Source organism: Ottowia sp. VDI28 (assembly GCF_049532675.1).
Lineage (GTDB): Bacteria > Pseudomonadota > Gammaproteobacteria > Burkholderiales > Burkholderiaceae_C > Ottowia.
Genome location: NZ_CP149820.1, coordinates 382,614 through 394,359, shown reverse-complemented (window position 1 = coordinate 394,359; position 11,746 = coordinate 382,614). Strand labels below are relative to the sequence as shown.

At 61.4% G+C, this 11,746-nt stretch carries 13 protein-coding genes; 5 read left to right on the top strand and 8 right to left on the bottom strand.

Annotated features, from left to right (window positions below):
* Positions 1 to 28: 28 nt before the first annotated feature.
* The 8 genes from WJU18_RS01785 to WJU18_RS01750 all read right to left on the bottom strand — a co-directional run bounded on the left by WJU18_RS01785 (position 29) and on the right by WJU18_RS01750 (position 6,308).
* Positions 29 to 997: a Bug family tripartite tricarboxylate transporter substrate binding protein gene (locus WJU18_RS01785; RefSeq protein WP_423458464.1), complete on the bottom strand. Its 969-nt coding sequence runs from the start codon at positions 995 to 997 to the stop codon at positions 29 to 31.
* A 106-nt stretch (positions 998 to 1,103) separates the two neighbouring features.
* Positions 1,104 to 2,018 carry a LysR family transcriptional regulator gene (locus WJU18_RS01780; RefSeq protein WP_423458463.1) on the bottom strand — a complete coding sequence of 305 codons (915 nt, stop codon included), beginning with the start codon at positions 2,016 to 2,018 and terminating at the stop codon, positions 1,104 to 1,106.
* 196 nt (positions 2,019 to 2,214) lie between these two features.
* Positions 2,215 to 2,520, bottom strand: a complete 306-nt coding sequence (locus WJU18_RS01775) for a hypothetical protein (RefSeq protein ID WP_423458462.1) — start codon at positions 2,518 to 2,520, stop codon at positions 2,215 to 2,217.
* Between the two features lie 256 nt (positions 2,521 to 2,776).
* Positions 2,777 to 3,541 (bottom strand): alpha/beta fold hydrolase, encoded by a 765-nt coding sequence (locus tag WJU18_RS01770; RefSeq protein ID WP_423458461.1) that lies wholly within the window; start codon positions 3,539 to 3,541, stop codon positions 2,777 to 2,779.
* A gap of 158 nt (positions 3,542 to 3,699) precedes the next feature.
* Positions 3,700 to 4,128 (bottom strand): hypothetical protein, encoded by a 429-nt coding sequence (locus tag WJU18_RS01765; protein WP_423458460.1) that lies wholly within the window; start codon positions 4,126 to 4,128, stop codon positions 3,700 to 3,702.
* 201 nt (positions 4,129 to 4,329) lie between these two features.
* A complete protein-coding gene (locus WJU18_RS01760) occupies positions 4,330 to 4,794 on the bottom strand; it encodes a CopD family protein (protein WP_423458459.1) in 465 nt (154 codons plus the stop codon).
* A 29-nt stretch (positions 4,795 to 4,823) separates the two neighbouring features.
* Positions 4,824 to 5,651 (bottom strand): 2-oxo-tetronate isomerase, encoded by an 828-nt coding sequence (otnI, locus tag WJU18_RS01755; RefSeq protein ID WP_423458458.1) that lies wholly within the window; start codon positions 5,649 to 5,651, stop codon positions 4,824 to 4,826.
* A gap of 33 nt (positions 5,652 to 5,684) precedes the next feature.
* A complete protein-coding gene (locus WJU18_RS01750) occupies positions 5,685 to 6,308 on the bottom strand; it encodes a GntR family transcriptional regulator (protein ID WP_423460914.1) in 624 nt (207 codons plus the stop codon).
* Positions 6,309 to 6,561: 253 nt separating this feature from the next.
* Between WJU18_RS01750 and WJU18_RS01745 the strand changes: the two genes are divergently transcribed.
* The 5 genes from WJU18_RS01745 (at position 6,562) to WJU18_RS01725 (ending at position 11,746) form a co-directional block, all read left to right on the top strand.
* Positions 6,562 to 7,533, top strand: coding sequence for a Bug family tripartite tricarboxylate transporter substrate binding protein (locus WJU18_RS01745; RefSeq protein WP_423458457.1), 972 nt, complete (start codon positions 6,562 to 6,564; stop codon positions 7,531 to 7,533).
* A 120-nt stretch (positions 7,534 to 7,653) separates the two neighbouring features.
* Positions 7,654 to 8,721 (top strand): CaiB/BaiF CoA transferase family protein, encoded by a 1,068-nt coding sequence (locus tag WJU18_RS01740; RefSeq protein WP_423460913.1) that lies wholly within the window; start codon positions 7,654 to 7,656, stop codon positions 8,719 to 8,721.
* Positions 8,718 to 9,524, top strand: a complete 807-nt coding sequence (locus WJU18_RS01735) for an enoyl-CoA hydratase/isomerase family protein (protein ID WP_423458456.1) — start codon at positions 8,718 to 8,720, stop codon at positions 9,522 to 9,524. Before WJU18_RS01740 ends, WJU18_RS01735 begins: the two co-directional genes overlap by 4 nt.
* 12 nt (positions 9,525 to 9,536) lie before the next feature.
* Entirely contained in the window at positions 9,537 to 10,490 is a 954-nt protein-coding gene (locus WJU18_RS01730; protein ID WP_423458455.1) for a hydroxymethylglutaryl-CoA lyase, read from the top strand.
* Between the two features lie 71 nt (positions 10,491 to 10,561).
* Positions 10,562 to 11,746 (top strand): acyl-CoA dehydrogenase family protein, encoded by a 1,185-nt coding sequence (locus tag WJU18_RS01725; protein ID WP_423458454.1) that lies wholly within the window; start codon positions 10,562 to 10,564, stop codon positions 11,744 to 11,746.

Below are 11,746 nucleotides of genomic sequence, written 5' to 3'. Positions count from 1 at the left end.
CTGTTCGTGCGGTCGTTGCGTGCAGCCTTCAATCCAGCCTGGCACCTGAAGCCTTGACCACCTTCGCCCATTTGATGACATCGGACTCCAGGATTTGCTGAAAATCCGAGGGACTTGTGACAAAAACGTCTGCGCCTTGATCGTGGAAGAAGCGCTGGGCCTCGGGTGTGCGCAGAATTTTGGCCACATCCGTGTTCACTTTGTCGATGATGGCTTTCGGCGTTCCAGCAGGCGCCAGAACGCCCCACCACGGACGAACATCGAACTGTGGATACCCCATTTCAGCGATGGTCGGCACGTCGGGCAAACTGGAGTTGCGCTTGGAGCTGGATACCGCGATGGCCCGCAACTTGCCTCCCTTGAGAAGGGGCAGGGCCGAGGGTACTGCGGCAAACGCGTTGTCCACCCGCCCGCTGGCGACGTCCATCAGAGCCGCAGAGATCGCTTTGTAGGGTATGTGAACGATCTTGGTTCCAGCTTCGATATTCAGCGATTCCGACAGCAATTGGTTGATGGAACCATTGCCAGACGTGGCATAGGTCACCGGGCCGGGCTGCGCCTTGGCACGCGCGATCAAGTCATGGAAGTCGGTGATCGGCGAGCCCGACGCGACCACCAGAAAGAACGGCGTGGTGGCCACTGGCGTCACGGTCGCAAAGTCCTTGACGGAGTCAAATGGCAGTTTGGAATACAGGCTCTGATTCACGGCCTGCGAACCTGCGTAGGTAAACAGGAGCGTATAGCCGTCTGGAGCCGCCTTGGCCACCGCGTCGGTACCGATCACGCCAGCAGCACCAGCGCGGTTGTCAACCACCACGGGCTGGTTCCAAACCGCACCGAGTTGCTGCGCCAGGTATCTGGCAAACACATCGGTGGCTCCGCCTGGCGCCTGAGGAACAATGAGCTTAATGGGTTTGCTGGGGTAGACCTGGGCAGCGGCCATGCTCGACACGGCGGCCAGCACGGCCGTCAGCACCCAAGCGATGGGTTTCAACATTTTCAGTCTCCTTGCTTTGATACGCACCGCGGTTCCAGGCGGGATGCGAGACCTGAAAGTCTAGGAACAATGAAGTCCAGATCGTTGAATTAATAAGAACGATTACTCAGTTTTTTTCAGTACTGTTTGGACGGAGTGTGCGGCGAATCTGCTCAGCCAGCGCCGCCGTAGGCGCACTCATGGCCTTTCCCTTGACCGTAATGAGGCCCAACTCCCGGACGAGCGCCGGTTCGCTAAGCGGCGCAATGCGCAGCCGGGATGCTTCAGCTGGCGGGACAGCAACCCGGGGAATCAAACCGATACCAAGCCCCATGGCCACAAAGGCGGCTACCGTTGGAGGTTGCTGTACTTCGTAGCAGACAGAAAGCCTGATATTCCTGGCCTCCGCTGCATCGTCAATCTGGCGGCGCAGGGTGGCCGCACCAGTGCCTAAGAACAAGACCAACGCATGATTAGCGAGGTCATCAATGGTGATGCGCCGCCGCTTGGCCAGTGGATGATCAGGCAGCATGATGACGCAGACAGGATCGCGGACCAGCGGCTCGAAGTGAAAGTCCCCCATACCTTGCCCCGGCCAACTGACACCGAAGTCCACTTCCTGGCGACGGATCGATTCGAGCAGATCAGGTAACAACAATTCACGCACCCGCACTGTGATGCGCGGCTGCTCCTTCTGGAAGTTCAGCAAGATCGCAGGAAGCATGGTGGCGGTGATGGTCGGAGACGAAGCAAGGCTCACCGCCGCGCGCCGCATTTCCGCCGCATCGCGAATCTCGTCGAGTCCCTCTGACACCATGGCAAGTGCCTGCCGTGCCTTGTCCAGAAGGTGCCGCCCTTCGGGCGTCAAGCTGACACTGCGCGTGGTGCGGGTGAACAGCGGTACGCCCAGTTGAATCTCAAGTTGCTTGATCTGTGCGGTGAGCGCTGACGGCGTTCGATTTGATTCCTCCGCAGCTTTGCGAAAACTGCGGGTGTCTGCCACCAGAAGGAAGCTCTGAAGCAACTTCAAGTTGATGTTCATGACCCAAGGCATATCAACGGTGATTGGCCTGCCACTGTGGGCTTGAGCCAGCCATTCGATATCCGCTTCATTTTGCAAGTAGTCAAAGTGAAGTGATTATTGCGACGCTTGAGCAAAAAAAGACGAGATGCATGGCATCTCGTCTTTTTCGGGTCTCGCAGGGCGGGCATTCAACCCACCCTATCAAGATCAAAGATCAGCTCATTTCGCCGCTTTTGACTTGGTAGCCAGCAGCGATGGCGTCACGGGTCTGCTTGCGCACTTCAGCGCGGGTCACGTTGCTGGCCGGTGTCACGGCTTTTGCAGACCGGAAGTCGGCTGCGTTCGTGGCAGGCGGATTGGCAACAGCTTGCCGGGTCACTTCCGTGCGGGTCAGCGCGCTGACCGTCACCGGCTCATTCAGAAACAGAGGGCCTTCACCAGCAGCAGGCTGGGCGGCAAAAGCGTTACCGGCGAAAACGGCGGCGAGGACGGTAGCGAGGGCGATGTTCTTGGCTTGCATGATTCTTTCCTTTTCAGTTCAATCTGTTCAATCTTTTGGACCAGCGAGACTGCCACCGTGGCAGCCCCCTCTTCGTTGAATCCGTTTGGACTACTTTGGGATTCACCGCGGAGGAGGCTTTTGGCTTGGAAGGCTTTGGCCGGCTCCGTAAGACGTAGTTTGCGCTTAAAGACTAAGGGTAAACACTAGCAAACTGGAACAAGATCTTTTCTGATTAGGAAACAATCGCCTCGTGGCTCGCGGAAAAAGCGCTTCGTCAGCCCTTCACGCCCGCCAGAAATTTCTCGATCGCCGTCGCCAGGATGATGGGCGTTTCATCCATGGGGTAGTGGCCGGCGTTGCGCACCACTTCCAGTTGGGCATTCGGGTAGTACTCCATCCAGGTCGCCCGGCAGACCGCTTCACTCAAGGCCGGATCGTGTTCGCCAGGGAGCACCAGCACGGGCAGGGTCTTGCCTTTCACCTGATCGACGAAGCTGGCCTTGGCCCAGGAGGGCATATAGCCGGCCACGGCTTCGTCGTCGGAATGAGCTTGCGTGCTGGCCACCATGGCATCCAGCCAGACACTCGTGAGGCGATTGCCAGAAGTGAAATCAATAATGGTGCGGCGCGCCCCTGGATCCGTGCCCGCCGCGGAGAAAAGCTGCCAGCTTTGCTCATCCAGGCCCCCGCCGGCGGCCGGTACGGGTGTGATGGCAACCAGCGCACGCACGCGGTCAGGTGCCGCCAGCAGCACTTTCTGAATCCCCACGCCGCCCATCGAGTGGCCTATGAGAGAAAAGCGCTTCCAGCCCAGGCGGTCGGCCAATGTCAGCGCATCCTGCGCGATTTGCTCCACGGTGTAAGGCCCGCCCGATCCGCGCATGCTCCCGTAGCCCCGCTGGTCCATGAAGGCGTAGCTGAAATCCTTGCCGTTGAGGTGCTGCGGGAATGGCCCCCAGCCGTTGGCATGGCCGAACCAGCCATGCAGGGCGATGACCTTGTGCGGCCCTTCGCCAATGATCAGATGAGTATTGGGCATGACAGTCGTCTCCTATCGTCTTGATGTGTGGAAAGGACATCATAGGAGCACCCCTGTGAAAGAAGATCTGAGATCGCAAACACGTCCTCAGGCCAAAACTACCGTTCAGAAGCACATGTCATCACGTGCAGGAGCGATGCCACCAAGGAGTCCGCCCCTCAGGGCCCGCCCAGCACCGGCAGCAACTCCACGCGCAACCCTTCGCGCGTCACACGCACTTCGCCGACCCGAAAACCCAACCCATTGACCATGGCGAGCTGTTCCGGCTTGATCTCATGCAGCACCATGCCATCCAGTAGTTGCTCTGCCAAGCGCGGTGCGTTGCGCGTGAAAAGCGGTTGGTATTCCCCAGGCACCGCCGGAAAATCCACCTTGGCCACATGCACATCTGCCATGCGGATGCGCCCGTCCTTGGCATCGAAGCGGATGCCGTAGTCCAGATCCATGGCGCCGGCATAGCGCGTCCCCATGATTTTCTCGGCGGCGGAAAGATCGATCTGGGTGCCCAGGCGGTTGGTCTCGGGGAGCAGCCGCAGGCGAGGGTTCAGCAAAGTAAGTTCGATCAGACCGGAAAGGCTTCGCCGCACCGGGAACCTCTTGCCGATCAGTTCCTGCAGCTGCGCCGAAGGCAGCGTGTATGAGCGCGCACCCCCTCTCCTACGGGCAGCCGGCTCGCGCAGGCAGGCAAAGCGGGCAGGAGACCCGCCAGCACCATGCCGGCCAGCGCACCGAGACTGTGGCGCCGGGTGCTCGAGTGCGGATGGAATACTGTCATGGCTCGGGAATGCTCAGTAGACCGCCACGCAGATCACCACAATGCCGATGCACAGGTTCACAAAAACCCATGTGCGGATCGAAGCCATGGCTGCGCCCGCGGAAGGCCAATCGCCAGCCTCCACCGCGCGTGAGAGGCGCTTGAACAGCGCGAATCGGATATGGCCGAAGATCGCGACCATCACGATGCCAAGCGTAGCCATGATGGTCCAGGCCAGCGGCATCTTGAAATCCAGGCCTGCCTGCACCGCTTCCTTGGCCACGCGGCCGATCATCCACAAGCCTGACACCAACACCACGAGCGAAGCCGTCAGCACCGCCCCCAGAAAGCGCTTCATCACTGCGTGCAACAGTGTGAGGCGCACCTGCGGCTCAAGCGCCTGCACCGAGGGACGCAGGAAAAAATGAGCGAACGCCATGCCGCCCACCCACAAAACGGCAGCGAGTACGTGAACGACTTTAAGAATGGAAAGGATCATGAGGGAATTTTCTCCGAAATGACGGGTTTTCAAGGACGCCAGCCCAGCCCCAGTGAGGTTCCCCCTGGCTCCAATCCCCTCGCGGGCCGGTACTCGCACCCCACCCAACCCAGCCAGCCGGTCTGCGCCGCCACTTCGTCAATGAGCCGGAAAAGATAAGGGTAATTCAGTTCGCCGATGTCGGGCTCGTGCCGCTCAGGCACGCCGGCGATCTGAATGTGGCCGATGCGGCCCGTGGGCAGGTAACGGAGCAGCTTGGTGGCCACGTCGCCTTCCACGATCTGGCAATGGTAGAGATCCATCTGCACTTTCAGGTTGGGCGCGCCTGCTTCCTGCACGATGGCGTGTGCCTCGTCCTGGCGGTTCAGGAAGAAACCTGGCATGTCGCGCAGGTTGATCGGCTCGATCAGGACTTCGCATCCGATCTTGGCTGCTTCGGTCGCAGCCCACCGCAGGTTGCTGAAATAGGTAGCGCGGGCGGTCTCATGCGCCACGCCCTCAGACCGCAGGCCCGCCATGCAGTGGATGCGCGGGCACTCAAGCGCCTCCGCATAGCGCAGCGCCAACTGCACGCCGGCGCGGAATTCGGCTTCACGGCCCGGCAGGCAGGCGGTGCCACGCATGCCTTCGCTCCAGGCATGCGTGGCACCCATAGCATCAAAGCCGCCAGGAGGAGCGTTGAACAAGGCCTGCTTGAGCCCATTGGCCGCCAATTGCTCAACCAGCGCACGCGGGTCGCAGGCGTAGGGAAACAGGTACTCGACACCTTCGAAGCCATCGCGCGCGGCCGCTTCAAAGCGGTCGAGAAACGGCAACTCCTGATAAAGAAAACTCAGATTGGCGGCAAAGCGTGGCATTGCGAACTTCAGTCAATGGCTTGAGGGGGCGTGCTACCCCTCAAGGCGCCAGTGGGTGGAAAACTCGAACCGATCGATCGGATAGACATTGAGAGAGACGGAAAGAAGACGCTCGGCCTGTCCCAGATAGTAGCGCCGCACGAAAAGCCCTGGTGATCCCTCTTCGACGCCCAGAATCCTGGCGCTCTCCTTGGGCACGCCGATGGCTCCCACGACCTGCTGCGCCTCCACGATGCGCTCGCCTCCGAACTTCTCCACCAAGCCATAGATCCAGGCATCGCCATCCTCGACGGCGTTCTGTATGCCGTCGCATTGAGGGCGCACGAAGATACGCATGTGAACGATGGGCTCGCCACCGGCCACAGGAAACCGGTAGGTATTCACTTCCAACCATCGCTCCTGTGGCTCGCACCGCAAGAGGCGCGCCAACGCCTCATCTGCCTTCACCCAGCGATGGCCCAGAGACTTCAGTCTGGTCTGCTGGGTATAGGCCATGAGGTCACCCAGCGACGACAAGGACGCCACATAACGGGTCTCCACCTTGTTCGCAAGCACGCGTGTGCCCACTCCCTGCTGCTTCTGGAGCAGGCCTTGCTCGCACAGCAAGCGGACCGCCTCTCGCACGGTGTGGCGGGAAACCGCGAAGCGCTGGCACAGCTGAGGTTCGGGGGAGCAAGGTGCCCACAGGGAATTCCCCCGCCCTGATTTCCTTGGCCAGGATGTCCGCCACCTGGAGATAGCGAGGAGCGTGCTCTCGCAAAAGACCGATTTCAGCTGAACGATTCATGACGCAGAAGCCTAGCAGAGCAGGGCATTGACGACGCGATGAATCTCAGTTTAACATTCGGACGTCCGGATGTTTAAAGTAACATTGCTTCACCCCGCCTGAGCCCCTTTCAAGGAGACAAGATTGAATACGCGCTTTGCCAAGCGGCTGCTGATGGCCGCTACGCTGGTTGCCAGCTCGCTCGCCCTCGCCCAGGGTTACCCTGACAAGCCTCTCAAGCTCATCGTGCCTTACCCTCCGGGTGCTTCGACAGATGTCACCGCCCGCCTGATCGGCCAGAAAGTGTCGACCCTGCTGGGGCAACCGGTGGTGGTCGACAACAAAGGCGGCGCCAGCGGCAACATCGGCACGGAATTCGTCGCCAAGCAACCGGCCGATGGCTACACCTTCATGCTGGGCACAGACGCCACGCATGCGGCCAACTCTTATCTCATCGCCAAGGCCACGTTCAATCCGCTGACGGATTTCACGCCGCTCGCGCTGGCGGTGATGAACCCCATCGTGCTGGTGGTCCACCCTTCCGTGCCAGCCCACAACCTCAAGGAATACGTGGATGGCGTCAGGTCTGGCAAGATCTCCGGCGCGTTCGGCTCCTCCGGTACGGGCTCCCCGCACCATCTCGCGGGAGAGCTCCTCAAGAGCCACACCAAGGCGCCTTTCCTGCACGTGCCCTACCGCGGCGGCGGCCCGGCCGTCACGGACGTCCTGGGCGGCCAGGTTCCGGCCATTTTCTCGAGCGTGGTCTCGGTGCTTCCCTACATCCAGAGCGGCAGGCTGCGCGCGCTCGCCGTCACGGAAGCCAAGCGCTATCCGGGGCTTCCCAATGTACCCACCATCGCCGAAACCTACGAAGGCTTTGACGTGCCTTCGTGGCTGGCCTTCTTCGGCCCAGCCAAGATGCCAGCGCCCGTGGCGCAACGCCTGAGCGGCGCCATCCTCACTGCATTGCAAGACCCGGAGATCAAGGCCAAGCTGGATTCCTCCGGCGTGGTGGTGCCTGCGGACCCGAGCCCCAAGGCGTTGGCGGACTTGCAACAGCGCGACTACGCGCTCAAGGGCAAGATCATCCGCGAGGCGGGCGTCAAAATCGAATGACGGATCTTCATCCAACGATATGAGCAGTACCGCATCCAAGCCATCTTCAGCCCTGCCGCTTCAGGGCATCGTCGTGATCGAACTCGGGCACAGCGTGGCCGCCCCTTTGCCGGGCAGGTCCTGGCCGATCTTGGCGCGGAAGTCATCAAGATCGAAAAACCTGACGGTGACGACGCCCGGAAATGGGGTCCTCCCTTCGTTGATGGCGCTTCCGCAACCTTCCAGGCCCTCAACCGCAGCAAGCGATCCGTCGTGGCCAACCTTAGAGACGTGGGTGATCGCGAGGCCCTGCTGGGGTTGATCCTCGAACGGGCAGACGTCGTCCTGCAGAATCTCCGGCCCGGGCAGGTCGATGCCCTCAGCCTGGGCAGTGAAGCGCTCCTGCGGCTGAAGCCTTCATTGATCTATTGCAATCTCGGCGCATTCGGCGCCCGGGGGCCGCTGGCAGGCCACGCGGGCTATGACCCGCTCATGCAGGCCTTTGGAGGCATCATGAGTGTGGTGGGCGAAGAAGGCTGGCCTTCGGTACGCGTGGGGCCATCCATCATCGATATCGGCACCGGCATGTGGGCCGTCATCGGCATTCAGTCAGCCTTGCTGAAAAGAAATGCGACCGGTGCGGGCGGTGTCGTGGATGTATCGCTTTTCGAGACAGCGGCCGCATGGATGACCATGCCGGCGGCACAGTACCTCGCTTCAGGGGAAATGCCCCGCAAGGTGGGTTCAGGGCAGGTCGGCATCGTGCCCTACCGTGCCTACCGCACCAGCGACGGTGAACTGGTCGTCGCCGCAGGCAACAACAAGCTGTTCGCAGGCCTCAGCCAAGTGCTCGGCCACCCTGAATGGGTCACGGACGCGCGCTTCGCCACCAACCCGGATCGCGTGCGCCATGCGGCCGAGCTTTATGCGCTCATCGAAGAACGGATGAGCATGCAAAGCACGGCGCACTGGATGGCCAGGCTCGAAGCCGAGGGCGTGCCCAACGCGCCTGTGCAGAACGTCCAGCAGATGCTGGATCACGAGCAGACCAGAGAACTGGGCATTCTTCAGGAGGTTCCGGGTGCGAGCATTCCGCTCATCGGCCTGCCTTTGAGCTTCGACGGCGCGCGCCCACAGTCTCGCGCCGCTTCGCCGGCGCTGGGTGCCGACACCAATCACATCCTTCACCCAACGTCAGTGGTTTCATGAGCACTTCATTCCCCTCCTACCAGACACTTCTGCTCGACACCCTCACAGCCCACGTGCTGAGGGTGACACTGAACCGGCCCGAGGCGCTCAATGCCATCAGCACGCAGGTAGGCCGTGATCTGTTCGATCTATGGACACGCCTGACGGTGGATCCCGGGCAGATCCGGTGCGTGGTCCTGACGGGCGCTGGCGACAGGGCATTCTGCGCCGGCGGGGACCTCAAGGAGCGCAACGGCATGAGCAGCGAGGACTGGCGCATGCAGCATGAGCTCTTCGAGCGCGGCTTCATGGCGCTCGTCGAATGCCCTGTTCCCGTGATCGCGGCGGTCAACGGGCATGCGTATGGCGGCGGCTGCGAAACGGTACTGGGCTGCGACTTCGTCTATGCCGCCAAGACCGCGAAATTTGCGCTTTCGGAAACGCGCCTGGGCATCATGCCTGGCGGTGGCGGCACACAAACCCTTGCCCGTGCGGTGGGAGAACGCCGCGCCAAGGAGCTGATTTTTTCAGCCCGGCCATTCTCCGCCGATGAAGCCGAGCGCTGGGGCCTCGTCAATCGTGTACTGGACGATATCCCTTCGCTGATGGCTGCGGCCCTGGAGACCGCCAAGACCATCGCGGGTAACGCACCGCTTTCGGTCAAGCAAGCCAAGAAATCCATCCACTACGGGCTGCAGACCGACCTGATGACCGGCTACCGGTTCGAAATCGAAGCCTACAACCGGCTGGTCGTCACGGAAGACCGGCTGGAGGGCGTACGCGCCTTCAATGAAAAACGCGCGCCGGTTTTTCAGGCACGTTGAGAGAGGCTTGGTATGGTGCAATCAAACTCATCCGATCTGGATGTCGCGGTGTGCGAGGTTGGTCTGCGCGACGGCCTGCAGATGTTCAATACGCCGTTCCCAACCGCGGAAAAGCTCGCCTGGATCCAAGCCGAGCGGGCGGCGGGTGTTCGCGAAATCGAAGTCACCTCCTTCGTTCCGCCCAAACTGGTGCCGCAGTTCGTGGATGCCCGGGAAGTGGTGCAAGGCGCGCTGGACACCCCTGGCTTGACCGTGGTTGCGCTGGTGCCCAATCTCAAGGGCGCCGAGCGCGCCATCGAGTTGGGCGTACACAGGCTCAACTACGTGATGTCCGTGAGCCGCACGCACAACCTCAAGAACGTACGGCGCGAACGCGAAGAATCACTGGCTGATTTCAAACGGATCGCCGATCTCATCCGCACGTTGCCCGAAGACCGGCGCCCCAGCCTGCTCGGCGGCTTGTCGAGCGCGCTAGGTTGCGGTTATGAGGGGCGCGTTCCGGTGGCCGATGTGCGCCACTGGGCCATGGCCTATGCCGAGGCTGGTGCCGATGAGATCATGATCGCCGACACCGTAGGGTATGCCGACCCCGTCCATGTCAAGGAAGCCTTCCGCGCCGTGATGGCCGACGTAGGCAGCTTGCCGGTATCTGCTCACTTCCATGACACACGAGGACTGGGACTCGCCAACGCGGCGGCGGCACTGGAATGCGGTGTGCGCCGGTTCGATGCCTCGCTCGCGGGGCTGGGCGGCTGCCAGTTCGTGCCAGCCGCCACGGGAAACATCGTGATGGATGACCTGTGCTTCATGCTGGATGCCATGGGTATGCGCACCGGCGTGGATCTGGAGAAGCTGGTGGCCGTCAGGGAGATCGTGGCCCGGAACCTCCCCAGCACACCGCTTTATGGCGCGCTGGCTCGCGCCGGCCTGCCGGTGAACTACCGCACCCCAGCCGCGGCTGCCTGAATGACAGCAGCCTGGTTCCTTTCACATTCCTTCCTATTCTTTCGAGAGATATTTTCATGAGCACAAATGTCATGAACACAGATGCCGAGACCGTCCACGTTCCCCTGGGTGAAGACTACCCCGACATCCGCGAAGGCGTGCGCCGGATCTGCGCGGATTTCCCCGATGCCTATTGGCGCGCCCTCGACAAGGAGGAAGCCTATCCGACAGAGTTCGTGAAAGCCATGTCGGATGCAGGTTACCTGGCTTCGCTGATCCCCGAGGAGTATGGTGGCGCTGGCCTTCCCATCCGAGCGGCGGGCGTGATCCTGCAGGAATGCCACGCTAACGGCTGCTATGCGGCAGCAGCCCACGCGCAGATGTACACCATGGGAACACTGCTTCGCCATGGCAGCGAGGAACAGAAACGCAAGTATCTCCCCAGGATCGCCACCGGAGAGCTCCGTCTGCAGGCCTTCGGTGTCACCGAACCCACCACGGGCACGGACACGACGAAGCTCAAGACCAAAGCCGTGCGGGACGGCGATCACTATGTGGTGACCGGTCAAAAAGTGTGGATTTCCCGCGCTCTGCATTCTGATCTGCTGCTGCTGCTGTGCCGCACCACGCCGGTGGATCAAGTCACGAAGAAAACGGACGGTCTGTCGGTGCTGCTGGTCGATCTGCGGGAGGCCAAGGGCAACGGGTTGGAAATCCGCAAGCTCGATGCCATGATCAACCACAACACGACAGAGCTGTTCTTCGACGGTCTGCGCGTGCCCGCCGAGAACCTGATCGGCCCTGAAGGAAAGGGCTTCCGCTGCATTCTGGACGGCATGAACGCCGAGCGCATCCTGGTGTCCCACGAATCAATCGGCGATGCCCAGTGGTTCATCCGCACAGCTTCCAAGTACGCCAGCGAACGCATCGTGTTCGACCGGCCCATCGGCCAGAACCAGGGCGTGCAGTTCCCTATTGCCCGTGCTTATGCCGAGATGCAAGGTGCGGAGATGATGCTGCGCAAGGCCGCCGCCCTTTTCGAGGCCAAGCTGCCTTGCGGTGAAGACGCCAATATCGCGAAGCTGCTGGCTTCAGAAGCCGCGTGGAATGCCGCCGAAGCCTGCATGCAAACGCATGGCGGCTTTGGCTATGCGCGCGAATACAACGTAGAGCGCCGCTGGCGCGAGTCCCGTATTCAGCGGATCGCCCCCATCTCGACCAATCTGGTGCTCGCCTTCATTGCCGAGCACGTGCTCGGCATGCCGCGATCCTACTGA